Here is a 17,441-nt window from a genome sequence, read left to right on the forward strand (position 1 = left end):
TCCATTCTCCCCACATTACAGACCTGTCGGCTTCTGAGGCAATAAATTTCCAACGATCGATTTTAAATTATGATCATCCTTGCTCTTTTCCTGACCGTTATCATAACCCGTAATTCGAATCTCCAAGAAATCCCCCGGATTTACCGGTTTAAAAATCAATTTTTCGCGGTCTTCCAGTCTCACGTTAAAATTCATATCCTTAAACATTTCGACTAATTCTGCTTCTCCAGGAGATGCTCCCTTATCCAGAAACAACAGTCCACGCAATTTTTTAGGACCATCATTGTGCACCACTTCAAAATGAACGATACATTCCATGCTTCTCACCTCCCTATGATAATAACTACTGCGCCTGTTCTTCCCCATCATCGCCTTGATCATACATAACATATTTGCTATGAATTTTGCTGTAACGTTCTCCATAACGCTCTACTAATTCTGCGCCCATATCCTGCTCCAGCTCGAACAAGACCATTTCCTGGGTGAAATGATTCAACAACAGCTCCACTAACACCGGGTGCTCTGTTACCACTGCTTGCGCGGATCCATCATCATAACGCATCCCCAGCATACACCAGCTCCGGTCAATCACAAATGAGAACTTCCGTCCATCCGCCCGCTGCGAATTTTTTCCGAATGACGGCCATACCGGGTAAGAGGCAGCAGCAGCATTGCCACCGTCAAAAGCCCATAAAAGCCTAACGCCACGCAGTTCGGCCTGTTCAAGTTCGCTCCGCAGAAGCGACGCTTCCTCGCGCCACATATCCACTACAATTTCCTGCTCCGCCATGTTAAGCTGGCGAATCAGCGCCCCCATTACATTGCGGTCGCCCTCTACATTATAAAAAGAAGGACTAACAGGCCCTCCGCGAGGCATCTCACTTTCCATATAAGCCAGCGAAGCTTGAACTCTTCCCGAGATCATCGTCGCCAGCTCCTCTGGATTGAGAACACTATACCGCGCAGGCTCTCCTTCACCACATCGTACATATCCCTGCTGTGTTAGGCGCTGAAGCGCCGCATACACATTTGATCTTGAAACTCCGAGCTGTTTGGCAACCTCATAGCCAGAAGCCTGACCTTTAGTCGCAAGCTCGACCATGATTTTGGACTCCATCTCCGTGAAGCCCAGATTGCGCAGATGCAGCAGCAGTTGTTCCATCTTGTTGTCCCCCTAAGCCCTAAGCTGACTGATATCTGTACTATATTTGCTCCGATCCACAACGTGGGCACCATAAGGAGCCCTTTGGCAATTCATTCCGACAGATTTGACACTTAATCATATCACGAACACCACTGTCCTGGGTGACTGCGGACTCCTCCTGATGTTCATTCGCGTTCCAATCGCGGATGCGACGATCCAGCTCAAGCTGTCTTTGTCTTTCCCGTTCCAGCTGATCAGCATGTCTGCGATCCCGTTCAATGTCATGTTCGTTCGCCGCATATTCCTCCAATGGCAGCTCATCATCCTCTGAAGGCAGGATCTCAGAATACACCACACTTTGCGGATGGAGCTTCATTGCAATCTCCTTCTCTTCATCCGTTAGCTCATCCGCACCATAGTATTGATCCTCATCCTCTTCGTCCTCATCCACAGTTTTGACGAATACCGGCGGTGACGGAATCTTTCTTGATGTGGTTAGCTCCTCCAGCTTACTTCCACACTTTGGACAAAAGTTTGCATCGAGCGCCACAACATTGCCGCAAGAACATAACCGTTCATTTTTCAGTTCAGCAATTCTTGCGCGTTGGACTTCAATTTTTTCCTGAAGCTTGGAACAGGTCCGTGCCAGTTCTACCATTTTGCCTTCAGCTACAGACATATCCTTAGAGCGATACCCTTCATAAAAAAGCCTGCCCATTTTCGTGAATTCCACTTCCATCTCACGTTCAATATCGGAAATAAGCCCGTTCAGCTTGCCGATCTCAACAGAGCTTTGTGCTTTTTCAGTAACCCGGCTCGCACTATCTTTGATTCGTTTCATAAAACTCATTACAGTTCCTCCCTCTCCAGCGATACGTGTTTCTATCATACCAAATGTATCGAACAGATTCATTAATGTGCTTTAATACGCGATTTAGCGGAGAATGTTCCTATAAATTCTTATTTTCCCTGATTTCAGACGTTATTTTGCGTCAGGGGTTCTACATCGGTTAAAATAGAATTAATCACAAATAACGAAATTGGGAGAGTTTCAGTGGAAGAACATGACAGCACACAGCTTACGCTAAAACAGATGCAGGTACACGTTAAGGATCTGCAACATTGGCAGGATAACGAGGATTTCACAAATCTTATCAATGAGTTCAAGTCTCTGCCAGCACTCTATCGCCATGCACTAAATGATCTTGAGAATAAAATCGATGTGATCAAAACGGAATGGCAGGTCCGTGACGGCTTCAGTCCCATCGAGCATGTTAAATGCCGAATTAAAGAACCCAAGAGTATCCTTCAAAAGATGGAGCGCAAAGGTTTCGAGTTCAACTTGGAAAATATGGAGCAGCACATTCACGATATTGCAGGTATGCGGATTGTATGTGCTTTTGTTAAAGATATTTACCGTCTGGTTGATCACCTCAGCACACGCGAAGACATTCGCGTATTGGAGATCAAAGATTATATAGCCCATCCCAAGCCGAATGGGTATCAAAGCCTGCATCTTATCGTCGCAATTCCGCTCGTCCTGCTGGAAGGAACACGCTGGGTCAAAGCAGAAATACAGCTGCGAACCCTAGCCATGGACTTCTGGGCAAGTATGGAACATATTCTGTATTATAAATTCGATAAGCAGCTTCCTTCGCATGTTGCGGAGGAATTGAAGGATGCCGCACGCGCCGCCGATGAACTGGATCAAAAAATGCTGCGCCTACGCCGCGAGATTCTGGAACTTGCAGAAGGGGAATCCCCTGCCGGCGGGCAGGTTTAAGCTTTCATATTTCTACATTTCTCAAAAATTAAGGGGATGTCTCATAAGCCATGACAATGGCTGCTGGGACACCCCCTTCTTTTTAATCGATTAGGCCGTTTGATCGTTACCCTTCGCCGCCGAAGCAAGGTGCTATCGGACACAGCCGATCTTATTCGCAAAATAATCCTCCATTTTGCATACTAACGGACCCCAAAGTCGCTAACGGCATAAAAAACGCCGGATCTGCGCCCTCCTATATAAAATAGCTGCACTGGAGTCCGAAAACATACTGGATAGGCGATAAATGTGTGAATAACGACTCCTGAGTCCCTAAGCCTCAACCAACGGCTAATCATGACCCGGCGTTCCGCTATATTCAGCCTCAAGGCTTACTAACCAAAGGCTTCCATGTAACGCCGCCATCTGTAGTGGTCTGTAGAAATCCTGGACCCGCCAACCAACCGTTTTTCGGCGTAACGAACTGAATGTTTTCTGCCTTCGCGAATAGCTGTGATGTCGCAATCAACCTCCAGCTTACACCCCCGTTGACAGTCGCCACCAGTTTGCCGCCCTCCTGCAAAGCCCAACCTTCACGAGCGTTCAGCCATGTTGTTCTCGCTGCCTCAGTACCGAGCAATTGAGGGCCAAGCTTCCATGTCCTGCCTCCGTTATCACTTGTGTAAAACACCATACTTCGAATCCCATCGTCAACGATCTCCAGCGGCAGGATGCCTTTCATATTGTCTTTGCCTGAGAATTTAGGCGGATAACTATTACTGTAAGTAAAGGCTGCCAGAGCAGCTGGTTTCTTTAATTGCTCCGGCTTCCAGCTCTTCCCGCCATCCGTAGTTCTGAATGTTAAAATGTATTCTTGCCCATGGTTGCTGGAGGTGATCCAGCCATTCTGGGAATCCTGAAAGGTTATCCCTGTTGGATAGGCTTTAATACTCCCCGTTAGATTTCCGATTCGCTTCCAGCTGTTCCCGCCATCAGCCGTGCGATACAAGGATTTCTCCATCATCCCGAGACCAGGTTCTGAATCCAGCAACACATACCCGTTATTCACATCGATAAAATGAATAAAACCGCCACTGTATCCTTGCTCCCAATCCTCCGTGACGGGAAGTTTTGTCTCCTTCCAGGTCTGGCCCTGATCAGAGGTATGATAGATCTGAATAGGTTGACCCATACCATGACTACTAATAATCCAGCCATTTGTGGCATTCAGGAAAAAGCTTGCTGCGGCAAAGATGCCTGTTTCTTGTGGAATAGGGACGATATTGCTGTCCGGATGGTACCAACTACATCCTCCATCGTTCGTAGTCCATAATCCAGTCTCGTCTATTCCCCATCCAAGCTTTATGTCATTCATGCTAAATTTAGCAGGATACCCCTGCAAAGAATTCATCTTCGTCTTCAGCTCAGCGGTATTTGTCCCCATACTCGAATCTAAACCAAGATTATCGTTTACCATGTAGGATTGCAGAAATAACCCAGCAATGATTATCGGGGCAAAAACGGCATATAGTCTCAAATGAAATCCTCCTTTTTCCATTTCCTTCTATTCTATAATCATAGACAGAGTTTAATGGTAAAAGGTTACAGAAGCATTACACAAAGAAGAAGCCGCCTCCTCAGATAGGATGCGGCTTCTCTAAACTCCACTGCTGTTTAATTACGCCTTACTTGCACGACGGGCAGCAGCTTCTGCTACTCGATTCATAATCAAAGTTAGGCCTTCTAGAGCCTTAGGTGTCTGAGGCAGCAAAGCTCCCCAGTCTTCCGTTACCGCTGCTACTACCGGCGATGAAGGAAATGGCCTAGCCGTAATCTCATGGAACTGCGGTCCCGGCTGGTGAAGCGAACCTTCAGCAGCCGCTTCTGCAAGCCATTCCCCAGAAGAAATTGCGGGGCCCTTGCGCTCTAGCCGTGCTAATTCTGTTGCAAGCTCACTAGCTGGGGCTGCCTCTGTCTCAGAATCATCGGCAGCTATATCAGTTTCAGCCCAAAGGGCAAATATTCCATCCAGGAGTTCTCCCTTAGTAAATCCTCTCAGAGAAAGCGCCAGCAGCGGCTCTTCAGCAAGTCGTTCTTTTATAAGCTGCAGAGTCTCCGCCTGGTTCTCTAACCCTTCCCCCTCAAAGAGGGCTTGCTCCAGCTCAGTATCTGTAGGCAGAAGCTCCAGTTCCGCCAGCCCACCCGTCAATCTCCCTTGCAGCAAAGCAAATACCTCATCCGGACTTAGTGCCAGACGCCGCAATATTTCTTTTCTACGGGCAGCATGCCATACTGGAACCTTCAGAGAGAGAGGTTGCTCCGTTCTTTGTCCCTGAGGAACAGCAGAAGTACCGACATTCCATTCACCTTTTGCCCGCGACCCTCCCGTCACTTTCCCGGGCGAAGCCGTCCATGCTGCTTTTACTAATCCAGGCACAACTTCCAGCCGCATCTCTAACAGTTCACTCATTGTTCGATCCCTCCGTATTGCTCATGTCTTTCTTTACATCCAATCCTGATCCTGCAGTTCAATAAGCTCCTTCAGTTCATGATTAGACATCTCGGTCAACCATGTTTCACCAGAACCAACAACCTGCTCCGAAAGGCTTTTCTTCCGCTCAATTAATTCGTCAATACGTTCCTCCAGCGTTCCTTGGCAAATCAGCTTATGAACTTGTACGTTCTTATCCTGCCCAATTCGAAAAGCCCGGTCTGTCGCCTGATTCTCCACTGCCGGATTCCACCAGCGATCGTAATGAATAACATGATTGGCCCGGGTTAGGTTCAATCCTACTCCGCCCGCTTTAAGAGATAACACGAAGAAGGCTGGACCCTTGCCCTCTTGAAAATCATGCACCATCTCGTCCCGCTCCCGTTTTGGAATCCCCCCATGAAGGAACAGCGGCGATGTACCATAACGCTTAGTAAGCTTGCTCACCAGCAGCTCACCCATCGCTACGTATTGCGTAAAGATCAACACAGATTCGCCAACTTCAGCGACACTGTCCAGCACCTCGAACATAACCTCCATTTTACCGGAATGTTCATTGCGTGGACTCCGTCCTTCTTCTTTCCGGAATAGCTGAGGATGATCGCAAATCTGCTTCAGCTTCGTCAGAGAGGATAACACCAGTCCACGGCGAGCCATACCACTGCTCTCCCCGATCACACCGAGCATTTCATCCACGACACCCTGATACAGGGCAGCTTGGGTCTCGGTCAGCGGGCAATAAGACTTCAGCTCCAGCTTCTCCGGTAAATCCTTAGAAATATCCGGGTCACTCTTCAGACGCCGCAACAGGAAGGGGGATACCAAGCGATGTAGCTCCCGCAGACGTTCCCCACCTTCACCAGACACATAACGCTGCCGGAAGGAATGATAGGTTCCTAAATAGCCCGGGTTTAAAAAGTGGAAAATAGACCATAACTCGCCAAGTCTGTTCTCTACCGGAGTACCTGTCATAGCTATGCGATGCGGCGCTGATAACTTCATCACACTCTGCGCCTGCTTCGTACGGTGATTTTTAATATATTGAGCTTCATCCAGCACTACTGTTGACCACTGGACATTGGCTAAATCCTCGCTGTCACGCCCTGCCAAGTGATAGGTCGTCAGTACGATATCATGACTGGTTGCCAGTTCTAAGAAGCTATCTCCCCGAACACGGCGTCCACCATGATGTATGTGTACATTAAGCGAAGGTGCAAAGCGCTGCAGCTCCCGCTGCCAGTTGCCAAGAAGCGATGTTGGGCAGAGAATCAGCACAGGCTCCTGCTTCTCTTCAGGGGGAGCACTTAACGCCCGGTCCAGCAGGCAGGTGATAACCTGCACCGTTTTACCTAGACCCATATCATCGGCGAGGCATACCCCAAAACCCAGACCACTGAGCTCGGCTAGCCACTGATAACCCCGCTCCTGATAAGGTCTTAAAGTTCCATGCAGACCCTCAGGTACGGGACGCACCGGAAGATTACGTAATACATCTCCGCGCATAAGCGATGCCAACAGCCCGGATGTCTCCATCCCAGTGACGGACATTCCTTTCCAGAGCCGATCTTCACCATCCTCGGCTTCTAGACGCATCCAATCCGCGGCAGTCATTTCTCCGTTTTCATGGCGTTTCATATATCTAAGAACCTGGCGGATTTCTTTAGGATCTATCTCGATCCATTCCCCGCGGAAACGCACAAAAGGTACACCGGCCTCTACTAATGCATTTAATTCTTCCTCACTAATCGTACTATCTCCAAGCGAGGCCTCAATACGGAACGAGATCAGCTCTTCCATACCCAGAGCTGCGGGCGCCGGACTATCGCCCCCGTTCACGCCCGGCTGCATTTTCATCTTCATGCCAATGCGGCGGCGTCCCTCACGGCTCCAGCGCGAAGGCATCTGCACCGTTATTCCCCGATCGCGCAGCTGCTGCACCGTCTCCTTCAAAAAGAAATAAAGACGCTCCGGTTCCAAATCCGCCCCCGTAGGCGCAGGCTTAGCAAGAGCGCGCTGAATATCCGGCGATATCTTCGCAGCCCGGCCCAGCGCTATAAGCAGCTGCTGCTGGATATTGCGATAGCGTTTACCCCATAACGTAAACTCTCGTTCTTTACTACTCCAGATCGATTTGGCGGGAAACCAGAATTCCCCTTCTTCCTTATTCTCCGCCCAGAAGGTTAACCGCCAGACTTCATTATTGTTTTCATTGTCTTCTGGCGGCTCCAGCCGTAGCCCAAGACCCAGCTGCCCGCTCCGTGCTTCCTCTGGCTCTGAATGTGGCACATCGCTGCCAGCGGTCTCGTTCACAGTGACCAAAAGGTCTGTCACCTCTGCTGGAGTTCCTTGCACGGGTATATCTCGGCTTCCAGTGAGAAGGCTATTCCACCACAGTTCAGTTAAAGGGGAATAACCCCGGCGATAATTCGCTTTATAAGGGGTTAACTCACTTTCAATGCCCGCAATTACTTTTTTTATCTCAGCAGTCATTACAGCCTGCATAAAGGAGTAAAGCACATATGCTCCAGCCTCATCACGAGAGGATAAATCCCCTGCCTCTGCGATATGCGTTCCTAGTGCAAGAACAGGCATGGATGCTGCCAGCTGCAGAAAGATCTCTTTGTCCTCCTGCTTTCGGAAAGCTGGCGACCAGCAGACCGTCGCCGCCTGTTCGCCGCCGCGGCGACGTGAGCCCACAGGGCGTGGTGGCAAGGCACCCGGCGTAATCCCGCCCGTACCCATCAGCTCCAGCGCAAAACGTGCCGCTGCTGCCCAGTAACGCAGTTCGCCGCCTGGCTCCACTCCCTGATCTCGGCATAACGTCTCATCCCATGCCAGAAGCAGTTGAAATGCATCGCTAGGAACCAAGGCGAGCCCTTCGAACGTTCGTCCGGGCAATCCGCGCCGGGCTGGCTTCCCCTCTACAGGGGGAGCCGGATATTTCACTTCTGCCAGACGCAGAGCAGCAGTTGCAAAAGGACGCACTCCTCCCTGTAGCTCCATCCGCTTCACTACGCGAGTCCAAGCGTCAACCTTCGGCTCCGAAGTTTCGCCAGAGAAGCAAAATAAAACGTCCCCTAACCATATTGCATACAGATGCTTAGTCATCGGTGATCTCCTGTCTTTTAAGCAAGCAAAAAAAGAACCAGCCCCATACCATCAGGAAGGGTAACTGCAACCTTTTCCGCGAGAAATAAATTTTGAAGCTATACAAGTAGAAGTCGCTTCTTCCTCTTTTAGAGAGGGAATGCGGTCCTGCGGTAAATATAAGGATAAAGAACTAGGACAAAACTTATATTTTCTTGAATCTTCATCTCTTCATCTTATACGAAAAAGCGCTGATTTAAAAACATTTCTGCATATTTTCTGTAGATTTTTATGAAATAAAGTTGAAGGATATAGAAACACCCAGTAATTTGATTCATTTAAAATACCCCGCACTACTGCCCTGCTATCCAAGAATGTTATGACTCACTAGTCACTTCTTTTCTTTTTATAGTCTTAATTAGGCCAAAAAGGGGTATATTCTAAATAAGCAACACCCTATTAAAAAAGCTAGGGAGTGAATTATTTGAGACGTTATAATCCTTATAAATGGTGGAACCTCGTATTCTTTGTGGGTGTAATTATCGTAAATGTGCTGGCGGTAACCTTGCCTTTGGGCGGAAACAGTACAGGAGAAATCTCTGACAAATATAAGACTTACATGACTCCTGCTGGCTACGCGTTCTCCATTTGGTCGCTGATCTACCTCTTGTTAGCCGGTTTCGTTATTTATCAATTCCGCTCCTATACAAGTTCTAGGGATTCTGTACGAGCTATTTCGTTCTGGTTTATCCTGAGCTGTGTTTTTAATATGAGCTGGCTTTTCCTCTGGCAGTACCTATACCTCGAGCTTTCTTTGATTGCCATGGTGTTAATGTTAATTTCCATCATTGTTATCTATCGCCGAACGCGCCAGATCGCAAATCCTACTTCAGGTGAGAAATGGCTGATCAAGCTACCCTTTAGTATATACCTTGGCTGGATCTCTGTGGCGACTATCGTGAATGTTAGCGTTGTTCTGGAGAAAAATCATTGGGATGGGTTTGGACTTAGCGGGATAACCTGGGCCGTGATCATGCTCTGCGTGGGGACACTGCTTGCGGTGTTAGTCAGCTACCCTAACCGAGACAGCATCTATCCTCTGGTATTCGTATGGGCTTTCATCGCGATTGCCCTGGAACATAGAGAGGCTAATGCAGTCCTTGTGACGGGCACCCTAACGGCAGGTCTTCTGCTGCTCTACAGCATTTGGCTATTGCTCACACCACGCCGCAGAAGATACAGCAGATACTGATTGTCCTCTTGATAATATAAAAAGGCAGGCTAAGAAGGTGATCCTCCTTAACCCGCCTTTTTTTGTAGAATAATCTAGAAGTGCGAAATCATATTTATTTCTTACGTGCTACCGCTTCGATCTCAACAAGTCCGTCTTTGGGCAGCCGAGCAACCTCAATGGCACTGCGGGCAGGATAAGGTTCTTTAAAGAAAGTGCTGTAAACCTCGTTAACTGCTGCAAAATCATTCATATCTTTTAGGAATACGGTGGTCTTCACTACATGATCCAGTGATGCACCAGCTTCCTCAAGAATAGCTTGTACATTGCTAAGTGCTTGACGAGCTTGTTCCTGAACGCCTTCAACTAAATTCCCTGTCTCTGGATTAAGGCCCAGTTGTCCTGAAGTGTATACCCAACTACCGGTGGTAATGGCTTGACTATAAGGACCAATGGCTCCTGGTGCTTTTGTAGTAGCTACTTGTTTTTTACTCATCTTGTTACCCCTCTCCATTAAACGCTGATCATTTATTGTCCATTGTAAGTCCTGTTCTCACCGTAATGCAAATTTATTAGCAGCCCGAAAAACTTAACGTTTTCCAATCACATGTATTACTTCATTCGTGTAGATATGCAAACCATGCGTGTCAGCAGAGGCAATGTTAACCATAGCTCTCGCCACAGTTACACCAGGTATGGCACGATATTTAGCCGCTTTGCCAACCATCACAAACTCCAGCGCTTTCATCAATCTAGCCGCGACGCGTTCTCCCAGTCTGAATTCCTTACGATGACCCAGCAGCAAGGATGGCCGAAACAAATGCAGCCCTTGAAAACCGATTTTGCTTAACGCTTCCTCTGCTCTCCCCTTAGTCCGACTGTAGAAATTGCGTGATTTGGCATCTGCCCCCATGGATGAAACAACCAAGAACTGTTTAACACCGTGATCTCTCGCAATAGCAGCAGCTGCAAGCGGATAATCCAGATCGACACGTTCGAACTGCTCCTGTGAACCTGCCTTCTTGATCGTAGTCCCGAGGCAACAGAAGATGGAATGAACGCCTTCGAACGAATCGCTATACTCCGCCAGGCTCTCCCAATCCACAACGATTTGCTTAAGCTTAGGATGTTCTAAAGCTAATGGAGTCCGTACAAGCACTCTCACCTCACCCCAACCTTCACGATTCAGCAATTCCTCCGTAACCGCTTTCCCTACTAATCCAGTAGCCCCTAATACCAACGCAATCCTTAACATGGAATAGTCCCCTTTACTTCTATTCGTCCTTTAGAATACGACGGCCCAGCAGGAAGGCAAGAGCGATCATAAGCGTTCCCACTACCAACTGCATACCGTATACTTGGGTCCATTGCGGCCAGTGGGCAATTTTTTCATACAGCTGTCCCCCAATAAGCGGACCAAAAAAGGATGATAAACCCGTAAGCGCCGCATAGGTCGCCATATACATAGGCCGTTCTTTTTTCGGTGTGTCTCCAATAATAAAATTAAAGGCCAGCTGGTTGAAACCGCCTACACCTACACCAAAAACAATATGAGCGGCAAACAACACCAACAGCATCGGCAACACAGACAAGAGTCCCCACATCAACGAGGACAAGGCAATAATCGGCAACGTAAAGAACAACAGACGTTTATTGCTATATTTTGCATTTAGATTACCCCAAACGTAGAAACTAGCCATCATAAAAAGAGTCTGGGACACATTAAGCAGTGATAACGTTTCATAATTTATATGAAGTAACTGCAACATGACATACGAGTATAGCGGAACAGTTAAATTCTGCAGCAGCAACCAGGCGGCCAGAAACAAAGTAGACTTCATAAATAAAGTATCTTTAAGCGGTTTCTTAAACATCGGCAAAAATTTATGTTCTTCCGACTTCTCGAAAGGCACGTCGGGATAAAAAAAGAATACAACGACGTTAGAGATCGCGAAGATCCACACAACAATATAAAGAATCAGAAAACCATGGCTACCGGGATAACGATCCAAAACGATACCCCCACCGTACATCACCAGACTACCGAGTGCATTCAGGAACGTATTACGAATCCCAAAATAACGTCCACGCACACGTGCCGGAACAAGATCGCTGATCACAGAGCTCCATAGCACACCACCTGCCGTATTAGCAATAAATGCAGTAGTATATAAGGCTATAAAAGCCATGACCCAATACTCTTTAGGAAAAATAAACGGAATTAGCCCCGTAGAACTCCAAAGTATCCTATGCAGGCCGATAAAAGTAACCATAGCCCATTTGCGGCTTGGCAGCTTCTGAATCAAAAAAGCTACCCCGATCTGCATCACGTTAACCAAAGTGGTAAGCGCTAGCACAAATCCAATTTGACTTGAAGTGGCTCCTAAATATAGCAGGAATCCTGTTAGAAACTGCCCTTGCAGCAGGACCTGGAAAATGGTCGATGGCACACCTTCCCAGGTAGCAATGCGCAAATTCCTGCGATGTACTGAGGTTTTACGGACACGCTTTGAACTAGTAACTGTGTGCTTAGTTTCCATGTTGTTCATAGAAAGGTGTAACACTCCTTTGATGCGGCATTTGCTTCATTCTACTCCGCATCAATCTACTGTCAATACGCCAAATTAACAAATAATATTGGAGCTTACTCTTCTATGAATTCGAGGGGTAAATAAAGCGAAAAACGACTCCCTTTACCCTCCTCACTTTCTAAAGTAATGAACCCTCCGAGCAGTCTCGCCAAATCATTACTAATAGAAAGTCCTAATCCTGTTCCGCCATATTTTCGACTAATTGTTCTATCCGCCTGTTGGAAGGCTTCAAAGATCATGGCATGCTTCTCTGGTGCAATACCTATCCCACTATCTTCTACCTCAAATACAATCCAATGCTTCACAATAGCTCTTTCCCCACGTTCCTCTTGACGAATACGGAGTGCGACATGGCCAGACTTTGTAAATTTAAAAGCATTAGAGAGCAAATTACGCAGGATCTGCTGAATCCGCTGTGGATCGGAATGAATCATTTGCGGGATATTTTCTTCCATAGCAATAGTAAATTCCAATTCCTTTTGTTTAGCCGTGACAGCGAATTGCATAGCCAGGATCTCTGGGATCTCAATAACACTTAAATCTTCATTTATAATATCCAATCGACCTGCTTCCACTTTGGACAGATCTAATATATCGCCAATTATCATCAATAATTCTTCACCAGAACGGCGGATAATGGCTGCATACTCACTCATTTCTGCTTCCGTAAGAGAATTATCATTGTCTTCAATTAATTGCGATAAATTAATGATGCTATTCAGTGGTGTTCGAAGCTCATGAGACATATTGGCCAAAAATTCGGATTTAAATTGCGAAGCCATCATTAACTGATCGGCACGTTCTTCAAGCGCTATCTTATTCTTATGCAGCTCCTCCGTCTGGGCAGACAGTTGTTCATTAGCACGCTGAATCTGCACATTCCGTAAGAGTCCTAATTGAAAGTCACGAATAATTAAGGAGAATAGAACACTTAGAATCAACCCCGCAGGGAAAGTAATCGGCATAATCTCTCTTATGTACTCTGGGGCGGGAATCACACCAAACACCATAATGTTGATTGCATTCATTACATTTACGACTAGAATCACGATCAAACCTTTGTTCACTATACATAAGCTAGATCGTCTGACCCAGTAGCTAAGCGCAGCACAAACAAATCCTAGAATGGACAAATTAATTGTACCAGCCATTGCTGCCTCATTTACTCCAAAAGTTAACCGTGTAAGACCTGTTCCTATACCAATCAAAACAAGAATGAAAGGATGCGGATAAGCCAGCGTTGAAATAATAAGTGGCACAAAACGCAAATCAAAAATCACATGCTCATCCAGCCTATATCCAAAGAGAGTACTAATCCACCCGGCAAAGATGGCCAGTAATACCCAGCTTACTTTCTTTATTCTTACACTTGCATTTGAAATGGTGCTTTTATATATAAGATTAGCCAAATAGGCTACAGCTATTAGCATCGCGGTGTTTCCAAAAAATATTTTAAGATAACCCATAGATTCACTCCCACCTTGGCAAAATAAATTACAACTTTCATCTCATAATACTACCATACTAAAGCCCTATTCGATAACTAACCGCCCAAGGACGCAGAAGAAGAGCGCAAATCAGATGCGATTTGCGCTCTTCTTCTGGAATTTTATTATAGACGTCATTAGTAACGAATTAATCGCGGTAGGAACGTCCCCAAGTTTGGTACTCTTTTTCCGCGTCTTCTTTCGTGTGTCCATAACGTTCTTGTAGTTTACCTACTAATTTATCCTTTTCACCATCAATTACGTCAAGATCATCATCTGTAAGCTTGCCCCATTGCTTCTTGGCCTCGCCTTTGAGCTGTTTCCATTTCCCTTTAAATACATTGTTGTCCATTATAAGCTCATCTCCTTAGCTGAATTAATTAGGGTAGGATCGTTATCCCGTGTTACCTTTACTTACCCTTCCCCATTCGCTATGAATCTTTCCACCATTCATGGCATTAGCAAATTAAGTCGTATTCTGTCACATATATTTTTTAATTTATGTATTCAAATCTTTTAAAATTTGATATAATCCAGATATAAATTAAATATTTAATTTTTTAAGTGATTTATTTCACAAATGTTTTCCTAGTCCATGTGCTAGAATGCCATCGGAGATAAAACAACATCATTAAATTTTTTTCTAATCTATGCCGATATAAGTCATGATACTGTTACAAACGGGTAATAAGGTATGAGATTAAAGTGACAAATATCATTTATAAAGTGATTTTTATCACTTCGCTCGACTATTAAAATGTTTTACATTTTAATATATATATTTTAAACTATATTTTTGGAGGTCATTTGAAATGAAAAAAGCTTCTGTTATCTTGTCGAGCGCACTTATCCTTGGATTGCTCGCAGGTTGTGGTAACAACACAGACAACGCCGCAGCCCCTACTAACGCACCAGCTGAAACAACTGCTCCTGCAACAAATTCCGGTAACGCTGGAACTGAAGCTGGACAGTACAAAGACGGAGTTTACTACGGTACTGCTGACGTTGATGCTAAAACTGGCTGGCAATATTTCGCACTCTTAACTGTAGAAGGTGGAAAGATCACTAAAGCTGACTGGGATGCCTTTAACGTTAACACTGCAGGCGACCTGAAGAAAAAAGTTTCCGAAGATGGTAAATATGGCATGAAAGCTGGCGGTGCTTCTTCTGAATGGCACGAGCAAGCAGCTAAAGCTGAAGAATTCCTGATCGAAAAACAAGATCCAGCAGCTATAACTTTTGATGCTGAGGGGAAAACTGATGCCATCTCTGGTGTATCCGTACACGTATCTGACTTTGTAAAAGCTGCTCAAGCTGCTCTTGCTGCTGGTCCAGTAGAAGCTGGTCAATATAAAGACGGAGGCTACCATGCTGAAGGCGAAATGGACGCTGAATCCGGTTGGAAATCCACTGTTGACCTGACTGTTGCTAACGGTAATGTTGTAGCTGTTAAATTCAGTGGTTTGAATGCTGCTGGCGATGACAAGAAGCAATTCTCCGTTGATGGTAAATATGGTATGAAAGCTGGCGGCGCTTCTGCTGAATGGCATGAAGAAATCGCTTTGGCTGAAAAATACTTCCTTGAAAACAAAGGTACTGCTCCAACGCTTGATGCTGAAGGCAAAACTGATGCAATTTCCGGCGTGAGTATTCATGTTGGTGAATATTTTACACTTGCAGAAAAAGCACTCGAAGGCGCGAAATAATTTCGCAGGACCTTCTGCAGCTAATCAGACGAATGAGGTGAATTTCTCTTGAAGAAAATAGTCATTTTGGGCGGCGGCTACGGCGGCGTACTCACGGCTAAGAAACTGGCAAAGAAATTTAAGAAAAACAAAGATGTTGAAATTACACTGATCGACCGGAATCCATATCACACTCTATTGACTGAGCTGCATGAGGTTGCCGCGAACCGTGCTCCAGAGGATTCAATCAAGATCGATCTTAAGAAAATTTTTGCGGGCCTTAAAGTAGATGTTGTTCTTGATGAGATCAGCAATATCGATTTCAAAAGCAGAAAACTTAAGTCCGATAAAGCTACCTACGCTTACGATTACCTTGTAATCGGCACAGGTAGCAAACCAACCTTCTTCGGCATTCCAGGCGCAGAAGAAAACACCTTCTCCTTCTGGTCTTACGATGATGCGGTAGCATTGAAACGCCAAATCCGCGATATGTATACCAAAGCGGCTATGGAGAAAAATCCAGCTGTACGCCGTGCTATGCTGACCTTCGTTATTATCGGTGCCGGCTTTACTGGTGTCGAGCTGGTTGGTGAAATGGCTGAACAACGCGAGGAATTATGCAAGGAGTTCTTTATCGACCCATCCGAAGTAAGACTGATTGTGGCTGATATGGCTCCGAAGATTCTGCCTATCCTTCCAGATAAGCTGATTCAAAAAGCTGAAGCTCGCCTTCGTAAGCTGAACGTGGAAATCGTTACTGGCGCTAAAATCACCGAAGTAGGCAATGGTAGTGTTGCCCTTGGTGAGAAAAACGTCGTTGATTCCCAAACAATTGTTTGGACTGCTGGTGTTGAAGGCTCCGAAATCGTTGGTGGACTTGAAGTTCAACAACAAGGCCGCAAACGGATTGTTACGAATGAGAACCTGGAAAGTGTAGATCATAAGAACGTCTACGTAGTAGGGGACAACATTTTCTACATTCCTGAAGGTGAAACTCGTCCTGTACCACAAATGGTTGAGAACGCTGAACAAGCCGCTCCGATTGTTGCTGGCAACATTGCCGCCGACATTCAGAATACTGCTAAAAAAGCTTACAAACCAGGTTTCCACGGTACAATGGTCTCCATTGGTAGCCGCTACGGCGTAGCTAACGTTGGTCTGCCAGGTAAGTTCTTTATGCTTACTGGATTCATGGCAATGCTATCCAAACACTTTATTAATATGTTCTACCTGTCTCAGGTTGTCGGATTCAATAAAGTATGGACATATATGATGCATGAATTCTTCCATGTTGAGAACCGCAAGAGCTTCTTGGGTGGTCACTTCTCCAAACGTTCACCTAATTTCTGGCTCGTTCCACTTCGTGTTCTACTTGGGGGTATGTGGTTATACGAAGGTATTGAGAAGATCCAAAAGATTTGGAAAGATCCAGATAAGATTTTCTTGATTCCAGCTGCTCCTTTTGCAACGGATGCTTCATCAGCAGCCAGTGTTGCAGTAGATGCAGTTAAAGACACCGTAGATGCACAATCTGCAGCTTCAGCAGTATCCACTGCAAAAGAAGCAGTTGAAGCGTTGCCTGTACCTAACTTCGTATACAACATTACAAACTGGTTCATGGATTTGATGTTCTACAACAACGACGGAAGTTATACTTTCCTCGCGAAATGGTTCCAAATCGGTATGGTATGTGCAGAAATCGTCTTCGGTATTATGCTCATCGTTGGTCTCTTCACAGCACTTGCTTCTATAGCGACCGTAGGCATGTCGGTCATGATTTGGTCAACCAAAATGGCCTCGACAGAAATGTTATGGTACGTTGCTGCTGGTATTGCCTGCATCGGCGGATCGGGAAGCACACTTGGTCTAGACTACTATGTACTTCCTTGGCTTAAGAAACAGTGGAAGAGAATTCCGCTCGTCAGACGATGGTATCTATACACCGACTGATAATAAAACCCTG

The 17,441-nt window shown here is 46.0% G+C and carries 15 protein-coding genes; 4 read left to right on the plus strand and 11 right to left on the minus strand.

The genetic code is table 11. From position 1 onward, the window contains the following. Positions 1–15: 15 nt before the first annotated feature. Genes MHH63_RS21590 through MHH63_RS21600 form a run of 3 tightly spaced genes read right to left on the minus strand, consistent with a single transcriptional unit; the run spans position 16 to position 1,994 of the window. Positions 16–318, minus strand: a complete 303-nt coding sequence (locus MHH63_RS21590; RefSeq protein WP_038568522.1) for a hypothetical protein — start codon at positions 316–318, stop codon at positions 16–18. Between the two features lie 25 nt (positions 319–343). Then, complete coding sequence (locus MHH63_RS21595) at positions 344–1,162, minus strand: TrmB family transcriptional regulator (RefSeq protein ID WP_076124492.1); 819 nt, start codon at positions 1,160–1,162, stop codon at positions 344–346. A gap of 40 nt (positions 1,163–1,202) precedes the next feature. Continuing rightward, positions 1,203–1,994 carry a zinc ribbon domain-containing protein gene (locus MHH63_RS21600; protein WP_076193702.1) on the minus strand — a complete coding sequence of 264 codons (792 nt, stop codon included), beginning with the start codon at positions 1,992–1,994 and terminating at the stop codon, positions 1,203–1,205. Positions 1,995–2,237: 243 nt separating this feature from the next. On the opposite strand from MHH63_RS21600, the gene MHH63_RS21605 reads away from it, so the two are divergent. Further along, positions 2,238–2,927, plus strand: coding sequence for a GTP pyrophosphokinase (locus MHH63_RS21605; protein WP_051491247.1), 690 nt, complete (start codon positions 2,238–2,240; stop codon positions 2,925–2,927). A gap of 364 nt (positions 2,928–3,291) precedes the next feature. Here MHH63_RS21605 and MHH63_RS21610 read toward each other — a convergent pair whose 3' ends face one another. The 3 genes from MHH63_RS21610 to MHH63_RS21620 form a co-directional block, all read right to left on the minus strand. Then, entirely contained in the window at positions 3,292–4,443 is a 1,152-nt protein-coding gene (locus MHH63_RS21610; protein ID WP_340394953.1) for a WD40/YVTN/BNR-like repeat-containing protein, read from the minus strand. A 141-nt stretch (positions 4,444–4,584) separates the two neighbouring features. After that, positions 4,585–5,376 (minus strand): hypothetical protein, encoded by a 792-nt coding sequence (locus MHH63_RS21615; protein ID WP_076124497.1) that lies wholly within the window; start codon positions 5,374–5,376, stop codon positions 4,585–4,587. Between the two features lie 33 nt (positions 5,377–5,409). Continuing rightward, positions 5,410–8,505: a DEAD/DEAH box helicase gene (locus tag MHH63_RS21620; protein WP_339246155.1), complete on the minus strand. Its 3,096-nt coding sequence runs from the start codon at positions 8,503–8,505 to the stop codon at positions 5,410–5,412. A gap of 463 nt (positions 8,506–8,968) precedes the next feature. Between MHH63_RS21620 and MHH63_RS21625 the strand changes: the two genes are divergently transcribed. Next, positions 8,969–9,736, plus strand: coding sequence for a TspO/MBR family protein (locus tag MHH63_RS21625; RefSeq protein ID WP_341172097.1), 768 nt, complete (start codon positions 8,969–8,971; stop codon positions 9,734–9,736). A 94-nt stretch (positions 9,737–9,830) separates the two neighbouring features. Here the strand turns inward: MHH63_RS21625 and MHH63_RS21630 are convergent, their stop codons facing one another. The 5 genes from MHH63_RS21630 to MHH63_RS21650 all read right to left on the minus strand — a co-directional run bounded on the left by MHH63_RS21630 (position 9,831) and on the right by MHH63_RS21650 (position 14,145). After that, a complete protein-coding gene (locus tag MHH63_RS21630; protein WP_076185190.1) occupies positions 9,831–10,211 on the minus strand; it encodes a RidA family protein in 381 nt (126 codons plus the stop codon). 93 nt (positions 10,212–10,304) lie between these two features. Then, the gene (locus MHH63_RS21635; protein ID WP_339246153.1) at positions 10,305–10,970 is read right to left on the minus strand and encodes an oxidoreductase; all 666 of its coding nucleotides are present in this window, start codon (positions 10,968–10,970) and stop codon (positions 10,305–10,307) included. Positions 10,971–10,989: 19 nt separating this feature from the next. Next, positions 10,990–12,264: an MFS transporter gene (locus MHH63_RS21640; protein WP_051491245.1), complete on the minus strand. Its 1,275-nt coding sequence runs from the start codon at positions 12,262–12,264 to the stop codon at positions 10,990–10,992. Between the two features lie 95 nt (positions 12,265–12,359). Beyond that, entirely contained in the window at positions 12,360–13,772 is a 1,413-nt protein-coding gene (locus MHH63_RS21645) for an ATP-binding protein (RefSeq protein WP_076179738.1), read from the minus strand. A gap of 169 nt (positions 13,773–13,941) precedes the next feature. Beyond that, positions 13,942–14,145: a CsbD family protein gene (locus MHH63_RS21650; RefSeq protein WP_036682530.1), complete on the minus strand. Its 204-nt coding sequence runs from the start codon at positions 14,143–14,145 to the stop codon at positions 13,942–13,944. Between the two features lie 460 nt (positions 14,146–14,605). On the opposite strand from MHH63_RS21650, the gene MHH63_RS21655 reads away from it, so the two are divergent. Beyond that, positions 14,606–15,499 (plus strand): FMN-binding protein, encoded by an 894-nt coding sequence (locus MHH63_RS21655; RefSeq protein ID WP_076124505.1) that lies wholly within the window; start codon positions 14,606–14,608, stop codon positions 15,497–15,499. 48 nt (positions 15,500–15,547) lie between these two features. After that, entirely contained in the window at positions 15,548–17,428 is a 1,881-nt protein-coding gene (locus tag MHH63_RS21660; RefSeq protein WP_076124507.1) for an FAD-dependent oxidoreductase, read from the plus strand. Positions 17,429–17,441: the final 13 nt, after the last annotated feature.

Origin of the sequence: Paenibacillus sp. FSL H3-0310 (assembly GCF_038002785.1) — a bacterium.
In the GTDB taxonomy this organism is placed as follows: domain Bacteria; phylum Bacillota; class Bacilli; order Paenibacillales; family Paenibacillaceae; genus Paenibacillus_AQ; species Paenibacillus_AQ odorifer.